The sequence below is a fragment of the Cellvibrio sp. KY-YJ-3 genome (assembly GCF_008806955.1).
Classification (GTDB): domain Bacteria; phylum Pseudomonadota; class Gammaproteobacteria; order Pseudomonadales; family Cellvibrionaceae; genus Cellvibrio.
The window spans coordinates 4090512-4116710 of record NZ_CP031727.1 but is presented as its reverse complement, the minus strand read 5'-3'; the positions used below and the strand labels follow the sequence as shown (position 1 = coordinate 4116710).

At 48.5% G+C, this 26199-nt stretch carries 23 protein-coding genes; 18 read left to right on the top strand and 5 right to left on the bottom strand.

Going from position 1 to position 26199, the window contains the following annotated elements:
- Nucleotides 1-28: 28 nt before the first annotated feature.
- Nucleotides 29-1150, bottom strand: coding sequence for a trypsin-like peptidase domain-containing protein (locus tag D0B88_RS17450; protein ID WP_151058744.1), 1122 nt, complete (start codon nucleotides 1148-1150; stop codon nucleotides 29-31).
- 139 nt (nucleotides 1151-1289) lie between these two features.
- On the bottom strand, nucleotides 1290-1796 hold the full coding sequence (locus D0B88_RS17445; RefSeq protein WP_007643206.1) for a YhcB family protein: 507 nt from the start codon (nucleotides 1794-1796) through the stop codon (nucleotides 1290-1292).
- A gap of 143 nt (nucleotides 1797-1939) precedes the next feature.
- On the opposite strand from D0B88_RS17445, the gene D0B88_RS17440 reads away from it, so the two are divergent.
- From D0B88_RS17440 to D0B88_RS17365, 16 genes are all read left to right on the top strand, one after another.
- Complete coding sequence (locus D0B88_RS17440; protein WP_151058742.1) at nucleotides 1940-2608, top strand: alpha/beta hydrolase; 669 nt, start codon at nucleotides 1940-1942, stop codon at nucleotides 2606-2608.
- An 11-nt stretch (nucleotides 2609-2619) separates the two neighbouring features.
- Nucleotides 2620-3753: a cell division protein ZapE gene (zapE, locus tag D0B88_RS17435; RefSeq protein WP_304487089.1), complete on the top strand. Its 1134-nt coding sequence runs from the start codon at nucleotides 2620-2622 to the stop codon at nucleotides 3751-3753.
- 113 nt (nucleotides 3754-3866) lie between these two features.
- Nucleotides 3867-4295 (top strand): 50S ribosomal protein L13, encoded by a 429-nt coding sequence (gene rplM / locus D0B88_RS17430; protein WP_007643196.1) that lies wholly within the window; start codon nucleotides 3867-3869, stop codon nucleotides 4293-4295.
- 11 nt (nucleotides 4296-4306) lie between these two features.
- The gene (rpsI, locus tag D0B88_RS17425) at nucleotides 4307-4696 is read left to right on the top strand and encodes a 30S ribosomal protein S9 (protein ID WP_007643195.1); all 390 of its coding nucleotides are present in this window, start codon (nucleotides 4307-4309) and stop codon (nucleotides 4694-4696) included.
- 285 nt (nucleotides 4697-4981) lie between these two features.
- A complete protein-coding gene (gene petA, locus D0B88_RS17420; protein ID WP_007643191.1) occupies nucleotides 4982-5581 on the top strand; it encodes a ubiquinol-cytochrome c reductase iron-sulfur subunit in 600 nt (199 codons plus the stop codon).
- Between the two features lies 1 nt (nucleotide 5582).
- Nucleotides 5583-7817 carry a ubiquinol-cytochrome c reductase gene (locus D0B88_RS17415; protein WP_007643189.1) on the top strand — a complete coding sequence of 745 codons (2235 nt, stop codon included), beginning with the start codon at nucleotides 5583-5585 and terminating at the stop codon, nucleotides 7815-7817.
- A 113-nt stretch (nucleotides 7818-7930) separates the two neighbouring features.
- Nucleotides 7931-8362 carry a ClpXP protease specificity-enhancing factor gene (locus tag D0B88_RS17410; protein ID WP_007643187.1) on the top strand — a complete coding sequence of 144 codons (432 nt, stop codon included), beginning with the start codon at nucleotides 7931-7933 and terminating at the stop codon, nucleotides 8360-8362.
- A 232-nt stretch (nucleotides 8363-8594) separates the two neighbouring features.
- Nucleotides 8595-9566 (top strand): PstS family phosphate ABC transporter substrate-binding protein, encoded by a 972-nt coding sequence (locus tag D0B88_RS17405; RefSeq protein ID WP_040392338.1) that lies wholly within the window; start codon nucleotides 8595-8597, stop codon nucleotides 9564-9566.
- A gap of 180 nt (nucleotides 9567-9746) precedes the next feature.
- On the top strand, nucleotides 9747-12038 hold the full coding sequence (locus D0B88_RS17400; RefSeq protein ID WP_151058740.1) for an ABC transporter permease subunit: 2292 nt from the start codon (nucleotides 9747-9749) through the stop codon (nucleotides 12036-12038).
- A 15-nt stretch (nucleotides 12039-12053) separates the two neighbouring features.
- Nucleotides 12054-13742 (top strand): phosphate ABC transporter permease PstA, encoded by a 1689-nt coding sequence (gene pstA, locus D0B88_RS17395; RefSeq protein WP_225318437.1) that lies wholly within the window; start codon nucleotides 12054-12056, stop codon nucleotides 13740-13742.
- Nucleotides 13743-13812: 70 nt separating this feature from the next.
- Nucleotides 13813-14589 carry a phosphate ABC transporter ATP-binding protein PstB gene (gene pstB / locus D0B88_RS17390; RefSeq protein WP_007643172.1) on the top strand — a complete coding sequence of 259 codons (777 nt, stop codon included), beginning with the start codon at nucleotides 13813-13815 and terminating at the stop codon, nucleotides 14587-14589.
- A gap of 20 nt (nucleotides 14590-14609) precedes the next feature.
- Complete coding sequence (gene phoU / locus D0B88_RS17385) at nucleotides 14610-15332, top strand: phosphate signaling complex protein PhoU (RefSeq protein ID WP_081489713.1); 723 nt, start codon at nucleotides 14610-14612, stop codon at nucleotides 15330-15332.
- Nucleotides 15333-15545: 213 nt separating this feature from the next.
- Complete coding sequence (locus D0B88_RS17380) at nucleotides 15546-16256, top strand: FadR/GntR family transcriptional regulator (protein ID WP_151058738.1); 711 nt, start codon at nucleotides 15546-15548, stop codon at nucleotides 16254-16256.
- Nucleotides 16257-16346: 90 nt separating this feature from the next.
- Complete coding sequence (locus tag D0B88_RS17375) at nucleotides 16347-17132, top strand: SDR family NAD(P)-dependent oxidoreductase (RefSeq protein WP_007643165.1); 786 nt, start codon at nucleotides 16347-16349, stop codon at nucleotides 17130-17132.
- A 176-nt stretch (nucleotides 17133-17308) separates the two neighbouring features.
- Complete coding sequence (locus D0B88_RS17370; RefSeq protein ID WP_151058736.1) at nucleotides 17309-18874, top strand: sodium/sugar symporter; 1566 nt, start codon at nucleotides 17309-17311, stop codon at nucleotides 18872-18874.
- 99 nt (nucleotides 18875-18973) lie between these two features.
- On the top strand, nucleotides 18974-19855 hold the full coding sequence (locus tag D0B88_RS17365) for an SMP-30/gluconolactonase/LRE family protein (protein WP_225318436.1): 882 nt from the start codon (nucleotides 18974-18976) through the stop codon (nucleotides 19853-19855).
- An 8-nt stretch (nucleotides 19856-19863) separates the two neighbouring features.
- Here the strand turns inward: D0B88_RS17365 and D0B88_RS17360 are convergent, their stop codons facing one another.
- Together D0B88_RS17360 and uxaC are read right to left on the bottom strand one after the other, a co-directional pair.
- Complete coding sequence (locus tag D0B88_RS17360; protein WP_151058732.1) at nucleotides 19864-20820, bottom strand: AEC family transporter; 957 nt, start codon at nucleotides 20818-20820, stop codon at nucleotides 19864-19866.
- A 285-nt stretch (nucleotides 20821-21105) separates the two neighbouring features.
- Nucleotides 21106-22521 carry a glucuronate isomerase gene (gene uxaC, locus D0B88_RS17355; protein ID WP_007643155.1) on the bottom strand — a complete coding sequence of 472 codons (1416 nt, stop codon included), beginning with the start codon at nucleotides 22519-22521 and terminating at the stop codon, nucleotides 21106-21108.
- Nucleotides 22522-23011: 490 nt separating this feature from the next.
- Here uxaC and D0B88_RS17350 point away from each other — a divergent pair, with 490 nt between their 5' ends.
- Both D0B88_RS17350 and D0B88_RS17345 read left to right on the top strand, forming a co-directional pair.
- Nucleotides 23012-23362, top strand: coding sequence for a pentapeptide repeat-containing protein (locus tag D0B88_RS17350; protein WP_007643153.1), 351 nt, complete (start codon nucleotides 23012-23014; stop codon nucleotides 23360-23362).
- A 273-nt stretch (nucleotides 23363-23635) separates the two neighbouring features.
- A complete protein-coding gene (locus D0B88_RS17345; protein WP_151058730.1) occupies nucleotides 23636-24925 on the top strand; it encodes a glycosyl hydrolase in 1290 nt (429 codons plus the stop codon).
- A 33-nt stretch (nucleotides 24926-24958) separates the two neighbouring features.
- Here the strand turns inward: D0B88_RS17345 and dinB are convergent, their stop codons facing one another.
- Nucleotides 24959-26026: a DNA polymerase IV gene (gene dinB / locus D0B88_RS17340; RefSeq protein ID WP_007643149.1), complete on the bottom strand. Its 1068-nt coding sequence runs from the start codon at nucleotides 26024-26026 to the stop codon at nucleotides 24959-24961.
- Between the last annotated feature and the right edge of the window lie 173 nt (nucleotides 26027-26199).

Below are 26199 nucleotides of genomic sequence, written 5' to 3'. Positions count from 1 at the left end.
GGCACTTAAGTGCCCATTTTTATTTTTATCAGGTTTTGGTGGGCGGAAATCCTGCAATCGCCTTTAACTCTTGTGATTCGCCATTGCGAACTACCCTGAAGGTAATTTCAGCATTAGGTTGAATATTGCGGATTGAATTGATGAGAGACGGCGCATCTATCAAAGCTACTCCATCAATATGTGTAATGATGTCGCCTTTTTGAAAACCTGCATCTTCAGCGGGGCTTTTGCTTTCGATTTCTGTCACAACCAAACCATTTACGCCCATTTCTTTGATCTGGTCGTTGGTTAATGAGTTAATTGCTAACCCCAGCCAGCCGCGACGCACCTCACCATACTCGACAATTTGGCGCAGTGAATTCATTGCTTTCTCGGCAGGAACCGCAAAGCTTATTCCAACGGAGGCGCCGGTTTCATCCAACATCGCCGTGTTTATGCCTACTAAGTTGCCGTAAGCATCAATCAGTGCGCCGCCGGAGTTACCTGGATTAATTGCTGCATCTGTTTGAATGAAGTTTTCAGCACTGTTGATGCCAAGATTCCAGCGGCCAGTAGCGCTGACTATACCTTGACTAACACTTTGTCCAACACCGAACGGATTGCCAATCGCGAGTACGACATCGCCCACGCGGGTATTGTTGGAATCACCAATGGTGATAGGGGTTAGGTTTTCTGTGGTTATTTTTAATACGGCCAAGTCATTTTGTGGGTCTGTGCCAATTAGTTCTGCAGAGGCGCCGCGCCCATCGTAAAGCAATACAAAAATTTTATCGGCACCATTAACCACATGTTTGTTGGTGAGTATGTGACCCTGGGCATCGACAATTACGCCTGACCCCAAGGTGTTTTGCATACGTTCTTGCTGTGGGGTATTGGATTTGTCGTAAAGTTGGCGGTAAAGCGGGTTGTTATAAAGATTTTGATAGCGTTGTACAACTCGCTTTTCGGTATAAACATTCACTACAGCAGGGGCGGCGCGACTGACTGCATCTGCATAGGAAACTACGCCTAGAGTGTGTTTTTGTTCATCAGGTTTTGGTGCGTTGTTGCCACGTAGTTGGGGAAATAAGAGAAGAGCAAGTAACGCAATAATAACGCCTGCGGTAATCGGCCAGCTTATAAACTGCAGCAAGCGCTTTAATAGAATCAAGGGTGTCTCCGTCGAGCGGTATTTGTCAGGCCAACAAAAACCCCGCTAGATGCGGGGTTTTACTTTTGTTCGACATCCTGTGTGTGAACTCAATGGGGAGCTATGCATTAAATAATCCGTTAGATGCAGATATTAATTTTTAGTATCGATTCGCTTTGCCGTCAAAGTCGTAATCATCTGCGGACTCTGTTGGCAAGCGAGAACTATCTACTGGGTCATCGCGCAAATCGTAGTCTTCGCTAAGTGTGCCTTTGGTGCCTGGTGCTTTGGGAGCCCAGTCGCGGGGCGGTTCAATATGCTGCCCACTGATGTAGGATTTAGTGTTGCCGCCCAACCCACTATTGGCGGAATCCAGTATCTGGCGACTTATAGCGGGTGTTGCCAGCTTTAGCGCACCGCTGGCAAGGTGTTCGTGCACTTCACGATAGGATTGAGTCAGGTTGTTTACCAATTGCGATGTTTGTGCAAAGTGTTCGGCAACGTCGCGTTGATAAGCTTGTAGTGTGGTTTCAGCGTGATGTAGGCGCTGCTCAAGATTGTGCCCCAATAACTGGGCGCGAAACGTATACATAATTAGGGCGGTAAGGCCACCACCGGCGAGCAGGCAAACCAAGCCACTGATGATAAGGGTACTAAGTGAATACACAGCTATCTCCTACTGAACAAGGGCGTCGCTCTGACAATATGCTGTCAGAAGCACCAATAAATCTATTATAAGTCCATTTTCTCATTAAAATGGGCAAAAATTATTGCCCATGTGCGAACTCGCACTGAATTTAGAGGTATTGCATGACTTTTCCTTTTGCCAAAGAGCAGGCGCTTTTGATTCCCGGACCTTGTGGTCATCTGGAGGTGATGATCCACGCTGCTGATGACGGGGGTGTATTTGCGGCGCGCCAAGCAGTGGCGATCATATGCCATCCACACCCACTGCATGGCGGCACTATGGATAATAAAGTGGTAACAACACTAATGCGTGTCTACCGCGATTTAGGGGTTCATGCGGTGCGCTTCAACTTTCGCGGTGTGGGGGAAAGCGAAGGTGATTTTGATAATGCGATCGGTGAGCAAGAGGATCTGTTGGCGGTTGTTGCGTGGGTAAATCAGCAGTTCCCCAGTGCACCCTTACTTCTGGCTGGATTTTCATTTGGTTCTTCTGTTGCGGCGCAGGTTAGTTATCTAGTCCCAAAATTGCAGCACCTAACCTTGATTGCCCCGCCGGTGGAACGGTATCCCTACGCGCGTGATGGGCGCTTCGGCTGTCCGGTGTGTGTTGTGCAGGGTGATGCAGATGAGCGTGTTATTGCTGAGGGGGTCTATCAATGGGTTGGTGCATTGCAGGGTATGGTTCAGCTGATTCGCTACCCGCAGGCCGGGCATTTTTTCCATGGATATTTAACAGCACTCAAGGCGGATTTGAGTGTGGTGATTGAGCGGCAATGGGTAAGCATAGTATGACAATCGCCATGATGGATTCTTCAGTTTCCCTATCACCTATGGCGCGCTACCAGCGCGATTTAACTCGGCCAGATTTTCGCCATGACCCTGCACAGGAGCTGGCTGTTCAGCATCTGCAGCATCTCTATGAGGAGTTGCTGGTAACTTGGCGTGAAGAGCAGCAGCAATCGGCGCTGGGCCGTTTTCTAAAACGGCTCAAGGGTGGTGATTCACGCAAGCTGGTGCGTGGTCTGTACTTTTGGGGTGGGGTAGGGCGCGGTAAAACCTATCTAATGGATAATTTTTTCGAGAGCTTGCCTTTTGAACAAAAATTACGCGCGCACTTTCATCGTTTTATGCGACGGGTACATGCGGAGCTTAAAAAGTTGGATGGGCAAAAGAACCCGCTTAAAAAAGTCGCCGATATTATTGCGAGCGAGGCGCGTGTTATCTGTTTTGATGAATTTTTTGTCTCGGATATTACCGACGCAATGATTCTTGGCACTTTGATGGAGGAGCTGTTCGCGCGCGGCGTAACGTTGGTTGCGACCTCCAATATAGTTCCGGATGGCTTATATAAAGACGGTTTGCAGCGTGCGCGTTTTCTGCCTGCTATTGCCTTGTTAAATCAGCACACCTTGGTAGTGAATGTTGATGGGGGTGTGGATTATCGGTTGCGCGCTCTGGAACAGGCGGAGTTGTATCACTCGCCACTTGATGCTGCTGCCGATAAAAGCCTGATGTGTAGTTTCAAGAGCTTGTTACCTGCCAGTGCAGTGTTGCAGGATGATGTAGAGTTGGAGATTGAAGGGCGCATGATCCGCGCGCGTCATCTCGGCGAAGGTATTGCCTGGTTTGATTTTGTCGAGCTGTGCGATGGGCCTCGCTCGCAAAATGATTACATCGAGCTGGCGCGTGAGTTGCACACAGTTATCCTTAGTAATGTGCCGGGTCTTGGGCGTGCCAATGACGATCAGGCGCGTCGGTTTGTGAATTTGGTGGACGAATTTTATGACCGTCAGGTGAAGTTGGTGATTTCGGCCGAACAGCCTTTGGCTAGCCTTTATTCTACTGGAAAGCTGGATTTTGAATTCCAGCGCACGGTTAGTCGCCTGTTGGAAATGCAGAGTCATGACTACTTGGCTCGTCCGCATCGGCCAGAATAAGCATAAATATCGGTTGAAATACAAGCATTGGCTGTGTAGTATGCCGCCTCCCTGTTTTAGGGGATTTTTATGTACATCTATTTAGTATCCACATCCGATTAGGCAGGAATAACATGAAGACCTATATTGCCAAAGCAGAATCTGTCTCTCAAGACTGGTTCATCGTGGATGCGGCGGGAAAAACACTCGGCCGTTTATCTGCGGAAATCGCCTCGCGTTTGCGTGGCAAGCATAAGCCAGAATTCACTCCACACGTTGATACCGGCGATTACATCGTTGTAATCAACGCTGCTCAAGTGCGCGTGACTGGCCGTAAAGCAACTGACAAGATTTACTACTCGCACACTGGTTTTGTGGGTGGTATTAAATCTATCAGCTTCCAAAAGTTGATTGAGAAAGCGCCAGAGCGCACCATTCAAACTGCCGTTAAAGGTATGTTGCCGAAGGGTCCACTGGGTCGTGCTATGTTCAAAAAACTGAAAGTTTATGCAGGTAATGAGCATCCACATGCTGCTCAGCAACCTAAAGAACTGAACATCTAAGGGGAGCTGACATGTCTGCACAATTTTACGGCACCGGCCGTCGCAAAACCTCTACCGCGCGCGTGTTCATCACCGCTGGTTCAGGTACCATCACTGTAAATGATCGTCCTTTGGATGAATATTTCGGTCGTCCAGTAGCACGCATGGTAGTGCGTCAGCCGCTGGAGTTGGTTGGTTTGGTTGAAAAGTTTGATGTAAATGTCACCGTAGTTGGCGGTGGTAGCTTTGGTCAAGCGGGCGCTATTCGCCATGGTCTGACTCGTGCTCTGATGGAGTATGACGAGAGCCTGCGCGGTGAGTTGCGTAAAGCTGGCTACGTAACTCGCGACTCACGCGAAGTTGAACGTAAGAAAGTGGGTCTGCGTAAAGCGCGTAAGAAGCCACAATTCTCCAAGCGTTAATGGTTTTCTCCAGCAGCTTTTTGTGCTGCTGGTTGATGATCATCAAAAACGCCCAAGTCTTTGCTGGCTTGGGCGTTTTTTTATGTCTAAAATTGCACCCCTATAACCCACTATATAAGTGTGGTTATTCTTGTAAGCCGCGTGTTAATTCATTAAGATTGCCCGCCTTTTCTTGAGTCACCCAATAATCCTTTGTCGCCAGACTTCGTATAAGCCTTAGTATCAGGTTGTGGGGCGATGTGAGGCGATTTGCTAGCCGTTAAAGCTGTTAGGGGAGAATTCGTCATGAGTAATGACGCAGTAAATAAAACACGCCGTCGCGTGTTGATCGGTGCCACTTGTGCAGTGGGTGCGGTCGGCGTGGTGGGTGCAGCAATTCCATTCGTGGGCTCCTGGAGTCCCAGTGCCAAAGCAAAAGCTGCTGGTGCACCGGTTAAATACAACATTAGCAAAATAGAGCCGGGCGCGATGGTCACTGTAGAGTGGCGTGGCAAACCGGTATTTATTGTGCGCCGCACCCAGGCTGCATTAGATAGCCTGAAAACAGTGGAAGAGCAGGGTGTACTGCTGGATCCAGAATCCAAAGAAACCATGCAACCAAGTTATGCACAAAACCCTGAGCGAGCGATTAACAAAGAATTCGCTATCTTGTTGGGCATTTGTACTCACCTTGGTTGTGCACCTATGTTCCGCCCGGATGTGGGAGCTGCTGATCTAGGTGGCGATAAGTGGCAGGGTGGTTTCTTTTGCCCTTGTCATGGTTCCAAATATGACCTTGCTGGTCGTGTTTATTCCGGTGTGCCCGCTCCTCTCAACCTGGAAGTTCCTCCTCACCGTTATGAGAGCGACTCAGTAGTTGTGATTGGCGAAGATCAGGAGGCTTGATATGAATTGGTTAACAGGTTTGTGGCAGTGGGTTGATAAGCGTCTGCCGGTACAGCGCGCGTGGGATACCCACATGGGTAAGTACTATGCGCCTAAGAATTTCAACTTCTGGTATTTCTTTGGTGTTCTGTCACTGCTGGTATTGGTTAACCAATTGGTGACCGGCATCTGGTTGACTATGAGCTACAACCCATCTGCAGAAGGTGCATTTGCTTCTGTTGAATACATTATGCGCGACGTGGATTACGGTTGGATTCTTCGCTACATGCACTCTACCGGTGCCTCGGCATTCTTTGTTGTTGTTTATCTGCATATGTTCCGCGGCATGATGTACGGTTCATACAAAGCACCGCGTGAATTAGTGTGGATTTTTGGTATGACTATTTATCTGGTGCTGATGGCAGAGGCCTTTATGGGTTACGTATTACCCTGGGGTCAAATGTCATACTGGGGTGCACAGGTAATCGTATCCTTGTTTGGTGCAATTCCTGTCGTCGGTGAAGGATTGGTGGAGTGGATCCGCGGCGACTACCTTATTTCTGGTATTACCCTGAACCGTTTCTTCGCGTTGCACGTTGTGGCGTTGCCGATTGTATTGCTGGCACTGGTAGTGATGCATATCCTGGCGCTGCACGAGGTGGGTTCAAATAACCCCGATGGTGTTGAAATTAAAAAGAACAAAGATGAAAACGGCATCCCGCGCGACGGCGTCCCTTTCCATCCTTTCTACACAGTGCATGATTTGGTTGGTATCACTGTTTTCTTGTTTGCTTTCTGTTTCATCATGTTCTTCATGCCGGAAATGGGTGGCTTCTTCCTGGAGTATGCCAACTTTGAAGAAGCGAATAACCTGAAAACACCGACCCACATTGCACCCGTCTGGTACTTCACACCTTTCTACGCGGTGTTGCGTGCAGTGACTTTGCAAATCGAACTTGGGCCAATGGTATTGACGGCAAAACTGCTTGGTTTTGTGGCGATGGGCGCAGCGATTGCACTCCTGTTTGTATTGCCCTGGTTTGATCGCAGCAAGGTTAAATCCATGCGCTACCGCGGTCATATTCCGCGTGTGATGTTAATTGCTTTCGCAGCTATGTTCGTGATCTTGGGTTATCTGGGGGTTAAGGCACCTACCGACGGCAGAACCTTGTTGTCGCAAATCGCTACTACCTTCTATTTCGCTTACTTTCTGACTATGCCAGTTTGGACAACTACTAGCCCGGAAAAAGCCAAGTCCATGGCGTCATGGATTGTGTGCGGTGTTTTTGCCGTCATCTTCGCCTGGATGGGAGTTGATTACATTGGTGGGGATGTGCCTGCATTATTGTTGGTTCTCTGCTTCGCATTAGCAGCAATTTTTGCAGTATTGCCTTTACTGGCAGCACGCGATAAAGACTTGGTTGAACCGACCCGTACCCAAGCGAAAGGTTTGCCTGCGATTGTTGTGCTTGGTGGTTTTGCGCTGTTCCTGATTCTGATGATTGTGCCCATCAAAGCGGTCGCAGCAGGTGGGGCATTTGCCTGCGGTGCCATACCTTGCGACAAGATGGAGCCGGATTTGCATAACAAAGAATCCTTGCAAAGTGGTGCCAAATACTTCATCAACTACTGCATGGGCTGCCATTCTGCCAAGTTTTCACGTTACGAGCGTGTTGCGGATGACTTGGATATTCCGCACAACTTGATGGAAGAAAATCTCATTTTCAGTGGTCAGCGTATCGGTCAGCTGATGGAAATTGCGATGAAGCCACAGCAATCCAAAGTCTGGTTTGGTGTGGCACCGCCGGATTTGACACTGGTAGCGCGCTCGCGTTCGCCAGAGTGGTTGTACACTTACCTGCGCAACTTCTACAAGGATGATACCCGTCCTTGGGGTGTCAACAACCGCGTATTTCCTAATGTTGGTATGCCGCACGTGCTCATTGGTCCGCAAGGGCTGCTGGAATGCGGTGCCGGTCCTAAACTGAATCACCATGGTGGCGCGGCGCGTAACGACTTGGGTGAAGTGGAAATGGATGAGCATTGCGGTGCATTGGTCGAGGGCAAGGTAAAGGGTACTATGACTACTGCCGAGTTTGATCAAGCGATGTATGATCTGGTGAATTTCCTCGAGTATGTAGCTGAGCCTGCGGCAGTTAAGCGCGAAGCGATTGGTTATTACGTATTAGGTTTTCTGATTATTCTGTTTATCTTTGTTTACTTCCTGAACCGCGAGTTCTGGAGAGAGATTCACTGATCGCAGTAAATAACAGCGGAAAGGGCGACTTAGGTCGCCCTTTTTGTTTGAGCTCTTGGCAAAACAAGGTAAATTGCAATTTGTTTAGCCCTGATCAGACCAAGGAAACACTTATGTCCATGACGTCCAGTCGCCCTTATTTTTTACGTGCCGTCTATGAATGGATTTTAGATAACAACTGCACGCCACATATTTTGGTTGATGCGCATGTGACCGGTACCCAAGTACCGCAGCAACACGTTAACAAGGAGGGACAAATTATTCTGAATATCTCCCCTTCGGCGATTAAAGATTTTTTTATGGATAATACTGCCGTATCGTTTAATGCGCGCTTTAGTGGGGTGGTCAATAATCTCTATATTCCCTGTGGTGCAATTTTAGGAATTTATGCTCGTGAAAATGGGCAGGGTATGATGTTCGAGCCGGAAGTTAATCCTGCACCGCCGCCACCCAGTGGGCCGACTCCTGTGTCGACGGGAGGCGGTTCTGTACCCTCGGGGGACACTCCTCCCGCCAAACGACCGGGCTTGCGCGTGGTTAAATAAATCGTCTCGTTTTTGATGTTCACAAACACCAGCTTCGGCTGGTGTTTTTGTTTTGGGTGGCGGTATAACCCTGGTTTGGCTGTATGACATTTGTGCGACACATTTGTGACAAAAATTTCCTCCGGTCACATAACTGTCATATTTGCTGGGTAAAGTAAGTCTCACTGAAGGGACAACTCTTCACAGGTAGACACACTATTTATTACTCATGTAATCACAGATGGAGCGCTCTATGAACGCTATGAAAATTATGAAGGGGTTGGTTCTTGCCGGCTCTATGGTTTGTGCTACTGCATTGCAGGCTGCAATTGATCCAGCGCTGCCAGAGTACAAGGCGACCACTGGCGTATCAGGTAACGTCAACTCAATCGGTTCTGACACACTCAACAACCTGATGACCCTTTGGGCTGAAGATTTCAAAAAGTGGTATCCCAACGTCAATATCCAGATTCAAGGTGCTGGTTCTTCAACTGCACCACCGGCCTTAACCGAAGGTACTGCTAACTTCGGGCCTATGAGCCGCGCGATGAAAACCGAGGAAATCCAGGCGTTTGAAGCCAAGCATGGCTACAAACCCACCGCTGTACCGGTAGCGATTGACGTACTTGCAGTTTACGTAAACAAAGACAACCCGATCGAAGGTTTAAGTATTCCTCAAGTTGATGCCATTTTCTCGGCAACCCGCAAATGTGGTGGTGCCAAAGACCTGACTCGTTGGGGTGATGTGGGGTTGACCGGTGCATGGGCAAATCGTGATTTCACCATGTACAGCCGCAATGCCGTTTCTGGTACTTATGGTTACTTCAAAGATGAAGCCCTGTGTAAAGGTGATTTTAAATCCAACATTCTCGAGCAACCAGGTTCTGCATCTGTAGTCCAGGGTGTGTCTGAATCGATCAACGGTATTGGTTACTCAGGTATTGGCTACATCACTTCAGGTGTGCGCGCCGTGCCTCTGTCCAAGAAAGATGGGCAGCCTTACGTTACTGCCGATGCAACTCACGCGCTGGATGGAACCTATCCGCTGTCACGTGTGTTGTTCATGTATATCAACAAGCATCCGAACCGCCCGCTGGATGCGATTCAGTTAGAGTTTGTGAAGTTGATTCTTTCCAAGCAAGGCCAGGAAACCGTAGTGCGCGATGGTTATATCCCACTGCCTGCGTCAATGGCCAACAAAGCACTGGCTGAATTGCAGAAGTAATCAGCGCGCGCCTGGATTTTCTTGTGTTACCCATAAAAACGCCGACTTGTTCGGCGTTTTTTTATAGACAGAGCCAGGGTAAATATGACAGTCAGATGACAGTTTCGGGTTTTTGTAACAAAAGTGTCATCTTTGATTGTTAGGATTCTTGCGCCAGACGATAAAACAGGTGAGTAGACCATGTCCGAACCCATTACAGCGGCAAAGCCAATCCAGAGCCTGATGCCCAATCGCGAGCAGCGCAGCAAGTTGCGCAACATTCGCAAATTTAAAGACCAGCTATCGCGCTACGGGGTGATGTCTGCCGGACTCGCGGTAGTATTTTCACTCGGTTTAATTTTCTTTTATCTATTCTCCGAAATTGCTCCCTTGTTTCGTGGTGCCTCGGTTGAACCCTTGCACAGCTACACGCCCGCCCAGTTGCAACAGCAGGCCTCCGACCCGACTGAATACCTCACGCTGGAACGCTACGAAGAAATTGGCGCCAGTTTCAAGCGTAGCGGCGCAGTGCATTTTTTTAATGTCAGCGATGGCAGCCAAGTGCTTAATGCCCAGATATCGCGCGCCGCTGATGTGAGTTTTACCAGTATGGCGACCAGTACGCCTGATTACGGTCTGGTTGCTTATGGTTACAGCAATGGCCAGGTATCAATAACCAAAGCCAATTACGCGCTCAGTTATCCAAACGATAAACGCCAAATCACACCGAGTTTGGTGTATCCCTTGGGTGATTCTCCCTTAACCCTGGATGACCAAGGCGCAGCGCTTACCCAGCTAGCCGTACAAGAGACTTCCAGCGGTATTTTATTAGCGGCCATGACGGCAGATGAGCGTCTACTGCTCGCTATTTTTAGCAGCAGTCAAAATATGATTACCGGGGAAGTCAGTATCAGTCAGGAAGTGATAGCGCTTCCCTCGCTTCCAAATGGCAGTAAGCCCGTATCTATGCAGATTGATAGCGGTGCCCAGCATTTAGTGATTGCTACAGATCAGTCGCAATTATTGCTCTACAGCATCATCAACCCTAGCGCTATAAAAGTTCAGGCACCAGTGGCTATTGCTGATGGCAAAGTGACCCGTATGGAGTTTTTGGTGGGAACTGCCTCGCTCATTATTGGCACCGACAAGGGAGCCCTCAGCCAATGGTTTCTGGTTCGCAACCCCGACAACATTTATGAATTGAAATATGTACGTGGTTTTGAGGCGTTGGATGGCGCCATCACCCGTATCACACCTGAGCATGCGCGTCGCGGTTTCTGGGCTGGCGACGACAAAGGCAATATCGGTATTTACTACGCTACCTCCCAGCGCACCTTATTAATTGAGTCGGTGAGTGATAAACCTATTCAGCAGCTTGCTATTTCTCCCATTCACAATCGCAGCTTGTGGTTGGATGACGCTAATAACCTGAGTGTGGCCGATGTCTGGAACAAACACCCCGAGGTTTCTTTCAGCTCGCTCTGGAAAAAAGTGTGGTACGAAGGGCGCGATGCACCGGAATACATTTGGCAGGCATCATCGGGCAGCGATAATTTTGAACCTAAAATGAGTTTTGTTCCGCTTTCTATCGGCACGTTGAAAGCTGCATTTTTCGCGATTCTGTTTGCGGTACCTTTGGGGGTGATGGGGGCAATTTATACCGCCTATTTTATGACGCCCAAATTGCGCGGCATTGTTAAACCCACTATCGAAATTATGGCTGCATTGCCCACTGTTATTTTAGGTTTCCTCGCAGGTTTGTGGCTCGCACCGTTTATCGAAAATCATTTGCCAGCAATATTCAGTATTTTGATTTTATTGCCGATTATTATGCTAATTACGGGCTATCTCTGGAGCCGGTGTCCGGATTCGCTGCGCAACCGCGTACCTGAGGGTTGGGAAGCTGTCATTCTAGTGCTGCCGATTATTCTCACCGTGTGGGCTTGTATCGCCGCCAGCCCTTTAGCGGAGATCTGGTTTTTTGATGGCAGTATGCGTCAGTGGTTTACTGAAAACGGTATTAGCTACAGCCAGCGCAATGCTTTGGTGGTCGGCATAGTAATGGGCTTTGCTGTTATCCCAACAATTTTTTCCATTGCTGAAGATGCGGTGTTCAGTGTGCCCCGCCATTTAACACAGGGCTCATTGGCGCTTGGCGCAACACGCTGGCAGACAGTTGTTGGTGTGGTGTTGCCTACGGCCAGTCCTGGAATTTTTTCCGCGGTGATGATGGGGTTTGGTCGCGCTGTTGGTGAAACCATGATTGTGCTTATGGCTACTGGCAATAGTCCTGTGGTGAATTTCAACATCTTTGAAGGCATGCGCACACTCTCGGCCAACATCGCGGTGGAGTTGCCGGAGACGGCGGTTGCCAGCACCCATTTCCGCGTTTTATTTCTTGCAGCTTTGGTGCTATTGGCATTGACCTTTGTGGTGAACACGCTTGCTGAAGTTATTCGTCAGCGACTGCGTCAACGCTATAGCAATCTGTAATTGATGGTGAATCCGATGAAAAAATTAACGCGTAAAAATAGTTCCTGGTTTAGCAGTGGATCGCCCTGGATATGGCTCAACGGCGGTGCTGTTGCTCTGTGTATGATCATGGTTGTTGGGCTGCTTGGTTTGATTGCAGTGCGCGGATTTGGTCATTTTTGGCCGGCTGATATTTTGCAAACCAGTATTGTTGATCGCAGTGGCCAAACACACATCATTATGGGCGAAGCTGTACGCGATGAAGTGATTCCCGCTGCCGTTGCGCGCGATGGTGGTTATCAAATTGAATCAGACGTTGAATTAATTACTCGCCACCTTTTTAAAATGGGTAATCGCGATATTAGTGGGCGCGATTTTGTGTGGTATCTGGATATTGGCATGAAACCATGGGAGTACCCGGAAAATGCAGTCTCCATTGAACGGCGCGAGTGGGGTAATTTTTACGGTTATCCGGTTGCGATTAAAGAGGGCAACACACTGGTCAGTGAGTTGGGCAGCAAGGATTTTTGGGAGCAATTGGATCAGCGCTTGGCGCGCGCATTGGATTTACATGCGCAAATTCATCGCATTGAAAAAGTCGATATAGGTCGTATCAACAAGCGCATGGATGATTTGCGCCTTGAGCGTCGCGGTTTGGAATTGGATGGTGTAACCGGCACAGCGTTGGCCACTGCCGATGTGAATTTTTCCGAGCGCCGCGCCGCGCTTGAAGCTGAGTATGCGATTATTAAAAAAACGCGTGATGACATATTGGCACAAGCGACCCGCGATAAATTATTGGTGCGCACTGCTGATGGCAAAGAAACCGTTATCGCTTTTGATCATATAGTACGTGTCACTCGCCCCAATGTAATGAACCCGGTACAAAAACTGGGTCAGTACGCCGAACGTGTGTGGGAATTTTTGAGCGATGAGCCGCGCGAGGCGAATACCGAAGGGGGTATTTTCCCGGCTATTTTTGGCACCATTACTATGGTGATTGTCATGTCAATTATGGTTACGCCGCTGGGTATTCTCGCCGCTATTTATCTGCGTGAATATGCAAAGCAAGGCACGCTGCTAAAAATTATCCGCATTTCGGTATACAACCTTGCGGGCGTGCCATCGATTGTGTACGGCGTATTTGGTTTGGGATTTTTTGTATATATTCTCGGTGGCAATATCGATCAGTTGTTTTATCCGGAATCACTGCCGGCCCCAACCTTTGGTACACCAGGTTTATTCTGGGCATCGCTCACGCTTGCACTCTTGACCTTGCCAATTGTTATCGTTTCTACCGAAGAAGGTTTATCGCGCATCCCCAGTACTATTCGTCAAGGCAGTTTGGCTCTGGGAGCAACTAAAGCAGAAACACTGTGGAAGGTAGTTGTACCTCTGGCAACACCGGCAATGATGACTGGATTAATTTTGGCGATTGCCCGTGCGGCAGGTGAGGTGGCGCCACTGATGTTGGTGGGGGTGGTGAAATTGGCACCTGCACTGCCAATTGATGGCAATTATCCCTATTTGCACCTGGATCAAAAAATTATGCACTTGGGCTTTCATATTTACGATGTCGGCTTCCAAAGCCCGAATGTGGAAGCTGCGCGGCCATTGGTTTATGCAACTTCCCTGACGCTGATTTTGTTGATCATCGCCTTGAATATTACTGCGATAAAAATTCGCAATGATTTGCGTGAGAAATACCGCAGTGCGTCGGATTAATCGCACTGCGCTTGTGAGTTGATAAATAGTACACACATCGATTTATTTGAATTTTATACAGGCAATTTTTATGAGCCCGACTTTATTAGCAGAGCCCACCAAGCTGGAAGTAAAAAATCTGGACTTGTTTTATGGTCAGAAGCGCGCGCTGAATAGCGTTAGCATGAAAATTCCAGAGAAAAAGGTAACCGCGTTTATCGGTCCGTCTGGTTGTGGTAAATCAACTCTATTGCGTTGTTTTAATCGCATGAACGATTTGGTTGACTCCTGTCGTGTTGAAGGCGAGATTTTGCTCGACGGCGATAACATTTACGAAAAAAGTGTCGATGTTGCTGAGTTGCGCCGTCAAGTGGGTATGGTGTTTCAAAAGCCCAACCCCTTTCCTAAATCGATTTATGAAAATGTGGCCTATGGTTTGCGTTTGCAGGGTGTTAAATCCAAGCGTGTGCTCGATGAAGTGGTAGAGAAATCACTTAAAGGTGCTGCGCTGTGGGATGAAGTAAAGGATCGACTGCACGACAATGCATTTGGTTTATCAGGCGGGCAGCAACAGCGTTTGGTGATCGCGCGTGCGATTGCAATTGAGCCGGAAGTGATTTTGTTGGATGAGCCCGCCTCGGCGCTTGATCCAATTTCAACCTTGAAGATTGAAGAGCTGATTAACGAATTAAAACATCAGTACACCATTGTTATTGTGACGCACAATATGCAGCAGGCGGCGCGGGTGTCTGACTATACGGCATTTATGTATATGGGGGATTTGATTGAGCACGATCTGACAGATACGCTCTTTACCAACCCGAGTAAAAAACAAACCGAAGATTACATCACTGGCCGTTACGGTTAATGCGGAGGCGCATCATGGTTATGGATATTACAAGTCACACTCACCACATCTCCCAACAGTACAACATAGAACTGGAGGCGATTCGTACTCATCTGTCGGAAATGGGCGGTATGGCTCAGCGTCAGGTGAACGATGCCATTCAAGCGCTGATTGATGCCGATGTGGAGCGCGCCGAGCAAGTGGTGCGCTCGGATACCAAAGTCAACTCCATGGAAGTGACAATCGACGAAGAGTGCGTGCGTATTCTCGCCCGTCGTCAACCGGCCGCGAGCGATTTGCGTTTGGTTATCGCCGTTACCAAAGCGATTACCGACCTTGAGCGTATCGGCGATGAAGCGACTAAAATCGCCCGTCAAGCTATCGCCATGAATAAAGATGGTTTGGCGCCACGCGGTTATATTGAGGTGCGCCATATTGGTGGTCATGTGTCGCACATGTTGCAAGATGCGTTGGACGCATTTGCCCGTCTGGATATGCAGTTGGCGCTCACGGTAGTGCAAACCGATAAACAGGTAGATATGGAATACAGCACGGCGATGCGCGAGCTGGTCACTTTTATGATTGAAGATCCGCGCAGTATTACGCGGGTACTCAACATCATGTGGTCACTGCGGGCGTTGGAGCGCATTGGCGATCACGCACGCAACCTGGCGCAATACGTCATCTATTTGGTTAATGGTGAGGACGTTCGCCACGCCAATCTGGAGCAGATCACCGAAAATGTGAACGCCAAAGACGAATAAGCCCGTCATTTGGCGCGCGCCGCATTTTTTGCGTGACTAAAGCCACTGCCTCTTGTTAAATAACCCGCGTCTGCGTTAAGGCGCGGGTTTTTGTTTTTAGGGTCAACATAAAAGTGGCTTCTGATATTAAAAATGCATTTTTTGGCGTTTCAACCACCAGGAAATGCTTGTCGGATACCCAACAAATATATAATATAAATAGGCTAATTAACTATGCTGGACACAGGGCGTAATCTTACACACCAGTTAACCCATCAATTGGGTGCGGCAATTGTTCAAGGTCAATATGCGATTGATAAATCCTTCCCGACGGAAGCGGAGTTATCGCAACAATTTAATATCAGCCGCAGCGTCACGCGCGAAGCGGTAAAAATGCTGACGGCTAAAGGTTTGATTGCCTCGCGGCCACGCCAGGGCATTCGGGTCATGCCGAGCAGCCACTGGAATATGTTTGATGCCGATGTGCTGGGTTGGACACTCAATGCGCGCCCCTCGCTGGAGCTGCTGCGTGAATTTACCCAACTGCGTATGGCGATTGAACCGGAAGCAGCGGTATTGGCTGCTGAAAACAACAAGGACACCGCGCGTATCAAAGCGATTGGCGATGCGCTGGCGCGTATGAAGCGTGCCGATGAAGGATTAGATGATCCGCTCACGGCCGATATTGAGTTTCACTGCGCCATTCTCGCGGCAGGCAACAACCGCTTCTTTTTTCAATTGCGCGATTTCATCCAGGTTGCGCTGCGTGTGAGTATCGCCAGTACCAACCAGCTTAAAGGTGTACTGACCGCTGACTACGATGATCACAAACGCATTTATGACGCCATTTGTGCGGGTGATCAGGAGGAGGCGAGCAGGGCAGTAAAAGTGTTGCTGCAAGAAGTAATGCAATTGATTAATTTATCTCTGGTTAAACCTGCATGAGTGCAGTGATCAAAAATACCTGTTCAGGTTGATTGATTCTGCCTAAGCTCATAACAGCCTAACGCCGCGTGAATCCGGAGAGAGATCAACATGTATAGCTACTCAGCCCATACAGGGTATACCCGCTACGCCAGCCTGCAGGGGCGCAGTGTATTTATTACCGGCGGTTCAACCGGTATCGGTGCCGCGTTGGTTGAAGCCTTTGCGGCGCAGGGCGCACGGGTTGCCTTTGTCGATATAGATGCCGAGGGCGCCATTGAACTGTGTGATGCAATCGAGCGGCAGGGTTATGCCCGCCCCTGGTTTGAAATTTGCGATGTGAGTGACATCAAGGCGTTACAGCAAAGTATCGCGGATGCATGCGTCGTGAATGGTGATATTAGTGTGCTGATTAACAACGCCGCTAACGATCAGCGTTATGACACCCGCGCGATGACCGAAGAGCGTTGGCATCGCAGTTTGGCGATTAACCTGCATCCGGCGTTTTTTGCGGCGCAGGCGGTACAGCCGATGATGGCGTTACAAGGTGGCGGTTCGATTATCAATATCAGCTCCATCAACGTGCAATTTGGTCCGCCAAATTTGGCTAGTTACATCACGGCGAAAGCCGGAATTTTAGGAATCTCCAAAGCGCTGGCCACGGACTATGGTCAAGACAATATTCGTGTGAACTCCATTTTGCCCGGCTGGGTGGCAACACCCAAGCAGTTGGAAAAATGGTTATCGCCGGAAGAGGAAGAAGAATTAATGAAACGCGTGTGTCTCAAGAAACGTTTGGGCGCGCACGACGTGGCGAACCTGGCACTCTTTCTCGCGGCGGATGACTCCGCCATGATCACCTCTCAAGAATTTATTGTGGACGGTGGCCGGATTTAAGCACTGCGGTTAAGTGGTGCAGCAAGACAACCTGGAAGCATTCATTAGTGATCCTGATGAATGCTTCTTGTTTAAGGGGCTGTTCAATTTTTATCGGGTTGATAAGCGCCAATAAAAACAAAATTTTTTAATAACAAGATGCTCTCCAACCACAGCATCACTACACAGAGGTCAATATGATTTTAAACGGACTCGATATCGGGGTATTGGTTGCCTACACCCTGATTCTGCTCTTTGTTGCCTATTGGGTGTCGCGTGACGAAAAAGGCCACGAAAAAAACGCTAACGATTATTTTCTTGCCAGCAAATCCCTGCCTTGGTGGGCGATCGGTGCATCCTTAATCGCCGCCAACATCTCCGCTGAACAAATCATCGGTATGTCTGGTTCGGGGTTTGTGATTGGTATGGGGATCGCCGCTTACGAACTGATGGCAGCAATAACCTTGATTGTGATCGCAAAATATTTCCTGCCGATTTTCCTCGCCAAGGGCATTTACACCATGCCGCAATTTTTGGAGAACCGTTACGATGGCCGCGTGCGCACCATCATGGCGATTTTCTGGCTGGCGCTCTATACCTTTGTGAATCTGACCTCTGTGCTCTATTTGGGGTCTTTGGCAATCTCACAATTTATCGGCGTAGACATGATTTACGGAATGATCTTCCTGGTGCTTTTCTCTATGGCTTACTCGGTTTATGGCGGTCTTAAAGCGGTTGCCATGACAGACATAGTGCAGGTGATTATGTTGGTGTTGGGCGGTTTATTCGTAAGCTATTTGGCGCTGAACCAAATCTCGGGCGACAACGGTGTTATTCAAGGCTTTACCACCCTGATGGAAAAAGCCCCGGAAAAATTCGACATGATTTTGTCGAAAGATAACCCCAACTACATCAGCTTGCCCGGTATTTCAGTATTGATTGGTGGTCTGTGGATTATGAACATCAGCTACTGGGGCTTTAACCAATACATTATCCAGCGTGCACTGGCGGCAAAAAGTTTGCAGGAAGCGCAAAAAGGTATGGCGTTTGCTGCCTACGTAAAATTATTTGTGCCAATTATTGTGGTATTGCCTGGCATATGCGCCGTAGTGCTGGCCCCGGATCTGGCTAAAGCTGACCAAGCCTATCCGGAAATGATGAAATTATTGCCACATGGTTTGTTGGGAATTGCGTTTGCTGCACTGGTCGCCGCGATTGCTTCTTCACTCAGTTCTATGAGCAATAGTATCTCTACTATTTTCACCATGGATGTTTACAAGAAGTTGGTGAATCCGGCAGCGAGCGAACACAAACTGGTATTTGTAGGGCGTATGACGGCATTGATCGCCATGGTTGTTGCGATTTTGCTGGCCAAGCCATTAGTTGGGCAATCTCAGCAGGCATTCCAATTTATTCAGGAATTTACGGGCTTCTTTACGCCAGGTATTGTGGTGATTTTCCTGTTTGGTTTCTTCTGGAAAAAAGCCAGCGCTAACTCTGCGCTGGCAGCGGCAATTGGTTCAGTGGTTTTCTCTGCGCTGTTCTACAAATTCCTACCTGAATTTCCGTTTATGGATCGTGTGGGCGTAGTGTTTATACTTTGCTGTATTGTTGCAGCGGCTATCACTTTGCTCAGCGGCACTAAAGAGCAGGCCAATGCGATTGATTTGCACGATGTTAGCTTCAAAACCACTGGCGGGTTTAATGTTGCAGCGATGGGAGTCATCCTAATCCTGATCGCGATCTACGCTACCTGGTGGTAAGCTGCGTATCACTTGCGCAACCTGAAAAACGCCCCGCTTGGGGCGTTTTTTTTACGGCTTATTATTTTTTTGCCCTCACTGGATTACCAAGAGCTGACCATGACATCACTGACACTTATCGATACCGTTCCCTGTGCTAATCAGTTAGGTGAGGGCGTGCAATGGAATCATCAGGATGGCTGCTTTTATTGGACGGATATTCACAGTAAAAAACTCTATCGCTATGCGTTAGCCACTAAAAAACTGACGCATTTTGATTTGCCTGAACGCTTATGTTGTTTTGCCTTTGCGAAAAACGATGCGCGTCTGCTCGCTGCATTTGAATCAGGATTTGCCTGGTTTGATATTACAACCAGTGCAGTCGAATGGATTGCGAAACCAGAAGCAAATATTAACGGCAATCGTTCCAACGATGGCCGCTGTGATCGGCAAGGGCGCTTCTGGATGGGTTCGATAGTGGAGAATCGCACCAGTGAAGAACAAAGTGCGGGCCTTTATTGTTTGGATACGGATTTTTCCGTCACGCAGCATTTCAGCGGTTTGATGATTTCCAATGCGCTCTGCTGGAGCCCGGATTCGCGTAAGCTTTATCACGCCGATTCGCCCACACACTCATTGCGGGTTTATGATTTTGATGCGCAGACGGGCGAATTATCTAACCCGGAAATTTTTGCCCACACTGCACTGGGGGTAGAGCCGGATGGTGCCTGTGTCGATGCAGAAGGCTATGTGTGGAACGCGCAATGGGGCGGCAGCCAAGTGGTGCGCTATGCGCCGGACGGTAGTAAAAATCTGGTATTGGATTTACCCGTTGCGCAACCAACCTGTGTGGCATTTGGTGGTGAGCAATTAAATGTATTGGCCGTAACCAGTGCGCGCGTCGGCTTGAGTGATGAAGCTTTGAAACAGCAACCACAAGCGGGCAATTTATTTATTTTTGCTACACCCTTTACCGGTTTAACAGAAAATTGGTTTGGTTGATTCTCGCGTTAAATAAAATTCAATATCTCCAATAACCACAAACCCAGGGTCACGCTGAACAGCGACCAGAGCGTTGTCTGCACCACAATATTCGCTGCGAGCACAGCGTTGCCTTTCATCGCCTGCACCATCACAAAACTGACGGTGGCGCTGGGGGACGCGGCCAGTACAAACAAAATGGCGAGGTTTTCACCGCGCACACCCAAGCCAATCGCTATGCCGCAAGCCAGCAGTGGCGATATCACTAGTTTCCATAGTGTCGCACTAAGAGTTGCTGCGTCCACGCGTTTTAGTTGCGATAAATCCAACGCACCGCCAATACAAATCAGTGCCAGTGGTAACACCATTTGGCTTAGGTATTTGCCGCTGTCGAGCAAAATAACAGGCATTTTTAATCCGCTGGCGTTGAACAAAAGCCCAGCGACTATCGCCAGCATAAGCGGGTTTTTAACAATGTCTTTGAGTGTGGCTTTGAAGGAGTTACTGCTGCGCTGCAAGCTGCGATTCAACACATAAATGGACAGGACGTTGTAAAGCACCACGGTCATTGCGACTGGCAAAGCGGCTGTAGCCAAACCACGTTCACCGTAAGCATTGGCGCAAAAGGCTAGCCCCAAAATCACCAAATTGCCGCGAAACGCACCCTGGATAATCACACCATGGTCGCGTGGTTCCTGAGTAAACCAATGGGCGGTAAGCAAGCTGCTCGCAAATACCAGCAAGGTCATCACCCCAAATGCAATTAATACACCTGCATCGGCCATATGGTTAAAGTCGGCGCTGGCGCTGGTGGTGAACAACATGACCGGCAGGCCGATGTTATAAACGAGGCCGGACGCACTTTTGATAAAGGCATCGTCAATCATGCCGCGTTTTTTTAGCAGCACACCGAGAAACAGCACCACAAAAATGGGCGCGGTGATGCCGAAGGCAAAGGAAAATGTTGTGAGGGCGTTAGTGAGCAATGTAATTTCCCGATTCGAGAAGATAAACAGACAAGTCTCGGGGATTTTAGATGATGTGAGTTTGTTGTTGTCATCTTTGTTTCGAAACCGTCAAGTCAGGGACGACTTGACGGAGCTACAGGGGTGTAGCGCGCATTAAAGCAAAACATGTTTTGCGCGCGCGGAACGCCAGCAATTTATTGCTGGCAGGTCCCGCTTGCGGGTATTTATGCGTTTTCGAAACAAAGATGACAACGACAAACGGTTTTGCAGAGTGCTTTACTCAGTAACAGTTTATTCCGGTGCTTATTCAGGTACTACAAACGGGAAATAATTTTTCGCGTTATTAAAGCTGATGTCCTGAATCATTTTGCCAACCATCTTGGTGTCGTTAGGCACCAGACCTTTGGCCATATCGCGGCCCAACATGCCACACAGAATACGGCGGAAATACTCGTGGCGTGAATAGCTGAGGAAGCTGCGGCTGTCGGTCAGCATGCCCACAAAACGGCTCAGCAAACCTAATTGGCTCAGGGCTTCAATCTGGCGGGTCATGCCATCCATTTGATCCAGGAACCACCAACCGCTGCCGAATTGGATCTTGCCAGCGGCAGAGCCGTCCTGGAAGTTGCCAATCATGGTGCCGATCATTTCGTTATCGCGCGGGTTCAAATTGTAAATAATGGTTTTGGCGAGTTTGTTTTGATCGTCCAACCGGCCTAAAAATTTCGCCAGTGGTTTAGCGTAATTGTGATCGCCAATAGAATCAAAACCGGTATCTGCCCCCAAGGTGCGGAACAAGCGTGGGTTGTTGTTGCGAATCGCACCAATGTGGAATTGTTGCACCCAACCTTTTTTATGATCCTGCAACGCAAATTCCACCATCATCGCTGATTGGAACTTTTCAATTTCCACTGCATCGAGATTTTTATGGCTGCGAATTTTCAGGAAAATAGTTTTGATTTCTGCTTCGGTGTAGTCCGCAGCATAGACAGTTTCCAAACCGTGATCCGACAAACGGCAGCCGTTCGCGTGGAAGTAATCGTGGCGAATATCCAGCGCGTTGATCAAATCGTCAAAGGTATTGATGTTGACATCGGCAGCAATCGCCAGGCGATCCAGATATTTGTTATAGGCTTCGGTGTCTTCCACCATCATCGCGCGATCGGGGCGCCAGGTGGGCAACATCGCCGATTTAAACGAGCTGTCGGCGGCAACACTTTTGTGGTGTGCCAGATCGTGGATTGGATCGTCGGTGGTGCATACCAATTTCACATTAGCTTGCGTCATCAAACCGCGTGCGCTGAATTCCGGGGTGGCGAGCAGTTCGTTACATTCATCCCAAGTGCGTTTGGCGGTGCTGCTATCGAGCAGGCGATCGGTAATGCCAAAGGGTTTACGCAACTCCAAATGCGTCCAATGGTAAAGCGGGTTGCGCAAGGTGTAAGGCACGGTTGCACACCACTGCTCAAACTTTTCCCAATCGCTAGCATCGCCAGTACAGAATCGTTCATTCACACCGTTGGAGCGCATCGCGCGCCATTTGTAATGGTCGCCTGCCAGCCAGACTTCAGTAAGGTTTTTGAATTGCTTATTTTGACCTACTTGCTCGGGGGGAAGGTGGCAGTGGTAATCAATGATCGGCATGTTTTTGGCGTACTCATGAAAGAGTACTTTGGCCTGCTCGGTGTCGAGCAAAAAGTCGTCGTGGATAAAGCTCATTCTCACAATTCCTCAATAATGCCGAAGCGACAGCAATCCTGCGTGAGGCTGTGCGATGGCAAGATAATTTTTACGCTCAACGCCTCTGATGGCCCTGCTCAAACACTGAGCGGCCAACCTGTGTGTAGGGAGACTGGTTGAAGATTTTTATTCCATCGGGTTGCGCCCGAGGGGATAAGTTTGACCGAGGATTGCCTGCCAAAAGGCTAGATGAATACCCAACATGGATTTGTTATTGGTTGGGTTGCGCCGCTATGTTGCAGCTTGCCGATAAGTGTAACGCTTGCCGTTTAAAATACCAACCTGCAGCATAAGAGTTTAATGCTGGCATTACACTTCTTAAACACGGGTGTAATCGTTTACATTATAATGCTGCGAAGCTGGTAATCGGTTAAGCAGGATTGGCATCTTGGGCTATAGTCAAAGTGCGGTGAGAGCAGCAATGTTATCGTTGCGTTTTCAAAAAACAGCGTAGTTCACGGAGCCCATTATGAGTAAACCCATTATTCATCAGAACCCTCTCTATCAATTATTAAAAACGGAGCGGGTTGCGGAATTTAATCAACGCAAAGCACGCGGCGAAGTAAAAGAGGGCATGTTGCGCGGCGGCGATTTTCGCGGTTTGGATTTACGTGAGCTGGACGCAGATGGCCTGGACTTGCGCGATGCTTATTTCCGGGGAGCGGATGTCCGCGGGGTAGATTTTCGCAATACCCAATTAGAGGGCGCGAGTTTTTGTCAGGCACATTTTTCCGGCGCGTTTTTTCCGCGCGAAATTAGCGCCGAAGAATTGCGGCTCTCTTACGATATAGGTATACGCGTGCGTTACAACGCTCGCTAGAGCGATTGTTTTACTTTAGCGCAACAGATCTTTTTGTAATCGGGTGATTGGATGGTTTGTAGCCAGCCAATCACCCGATTGCATTAGTAATTCACAACAGCCGATCCTTTATATATAGAAAGTGACTTATCCAAAGTGACCTATAAAAATATATTTATAAAAAGCATTTATAAAAAAATAGCTAACCCGATTAATTGAAACGATTCATTTTCTTTGTCGATAGCATTGATAAAAAACGCCATTACAAAGAGATTTAGTCAGAGGACAACAACAATGAAAGAAACGTTTTTAGTGCGGCCATTCGCTGCAAGGCTCGCTATTGCCATGCTGGCGCTGGCGACATTAATAGGCTGCAAGCCTGCGGAAAATCCTACTACTGCTTTGCAAAGTGTCAGCAGTGTTGCTGCGGTACAAGAAGTAGCGGCAGTGGAAGTATCGCTGGTAGATAAACAGGCAACGGCGGAAACCCGTTCGCTGTTCGCGTTTATGCAAACGCAACGTAAGCAGTCGATTATGTTTGGTCACCAGCACGATACCACCCAGGGTTTAACCATCACTACAACAGACGGTACACAATCCGATACCTTTAATGCAGTTGGCGATTTTGCGGCCGTTTACGGGTGGGATACGCTTTCTATCGTCAGCCCCAAAATGGAAGGCGATGTGGTAGAACAAGTCAAAAAAGCTTACGCGCGCGGTGGCATTATCACCGTGAGTTCGCATTTCGATAATCCCCTTACCGATCAACAAAAAGGCGAGTGGCCGGTGGGTACTTCCTGGGATAAAACCCCTGCGGTAGTTGCCGCCTTACCGGGCGGTGAAGCCAACGCCGTTTATAACGGTTACCTGGATCAATTAGCCGAATGGGCGAATAATTTGAAGGATGAAAACGGCGTGTTGATTCCAGTGATTTTCCGCATCCTGCACGAAAATACCGGCAGCTGGTTTTGGTGGGGCGAGGAGCAATCCACCCCCGAGCAATATAAAAAACTGTATCAGTACACCGTGGAATACCTGCGCGATACCAAAGGCGTACACAATTTTTTATACGCCTACTCACCCAATAATTTTTGGGAAGTGACGGAAGAAAATTATTTGCTGCGCTACCCTGGTGATGCCTATGTAGATGTGCTGGGTTTTGATACCTATGGCGAAGTGGAGAACAATGAAAACTGGTTTAAGAATGTAGTGGATAATGCCGCTCTGGTAGCACGCATGGCTGATGCGCGTGGGAAAATTCCGGTGATTTCCGAGATTGGTATTCGCGCTCCGGATATCGAAGCCGGTAAATACGACAATCAATGGTATCGGAAATTAATTGCAGGTCTAAAAGCGGATAAGGATGCGCGTAATATTTCTTTCCTGCTCACCTGGCGCAACGCACCGGAAGGTGTACCAGGGCCAGATGGTAAAAATGTTCCCCATTACTGGGTGCCTGCCAACCGCGAGGAGAATATTCAAAACGGTACCCTGGAAGATTTCCGCGAATTTTATCGCGATGACTTCACCGCGTTTAATCGCGATATATCCGGGGTTTATACTATTAAAACGGTTGCTAAATAACTGGTTCTTGGCGGCCTCGCAATGAGGCCGCTGTTATGCCGACCGATTAAACAGCTCCAATTGCACAAAATGATTGTGCTCGCGTAAATCAATAAACCTCACTCCCACGCCCAGCAAGCGTACCGGTTGTTCTTTACGGTGATAGGCTTCGCTGCACAATGCGATAAATTCATCTGGTTGAATGCCGGTTGCGCTGCGTTCAATGGTGGTGGTGCTGAAATCAGAGAATTTTATTTTTACGAACAGTTTTATGATTTTGTAATCATCATCCACCCGACGTAAACGTATTGCCAGTTGTTGGCTGAGTGCTGGTAGTTCATGCAAGCACTGCGGTAGGTTTTGTAAATCTTTTGCGAAAGTATTTTCTACGCTGAGTGATTTGCGGCGTCGGTCTACCGTTAATTCCCGCTCATCTATCCCGCGGCTTAATTTGTAAAGGCGGGAACCCATTTGACCAAAGCGCTGCGACAATTCAAACACCGACAGTTTTTGTAAGTCGGCGCAGGTAAAAATACTGAGTTCTGCTAATTTACTTGCCATGGCTTTGCCCACGCCAAAAATCTTTTTCACTGGCAGTTGCGCCACAAAGCTATCTACTTGTGCAGGAGTAATCACAAACTGGCCATTGGGTTTGTTCCAATCGCTGGCGATTTTGGCGAGAAACTTATTGGGCGCTATGCCCGCCGAAACCGTGATGCCAATTTCCCGTTGAATGCGCGCGCGAATTTCCTGGGCGATACGGGTTGCACTACCCTGGTGGTGCTTGCAGTCGCTGACATCCAGAAATGCTTCGTCCAGCGAGAGTGGCTCGATTAAATCGGTGTAGTCGTAAAAAATGTTGCGCATTTGCTGCGAAGCTTCGCGATAAGCATCCATACGGTGCGGCAGGATCAATAAATCCGGGCAGAGGCGCATCGCGGTACTGGAGGGCATGGCGGAGTGCACACCAAAGCGGCGCGCCTCGTAATTGCAGGTGGAGATAACCCCGCGCCGATCGCTGCTACCACCCACGGCAATCGGGCGACGGGCCAAGCTTGGGTCATCGCGCATTTCTATCGCGGCAAAAAAACAATCGGCATCGCAGTGAATGATTTTGCGCATGGTGAAAAGGCAGCAGTAGAGGCATAGTTAATAAGATGGCTGTATTTAAATACAGTATTTGGTGCCTGTCATCTATTTTCACTTATGAATCTATTTTCATTGAAATGCGATGTCGTAAATTTAGGTTAACTTGTATGACAATAAGACCTTTTTGCCTTTATGCTCGCTACTAA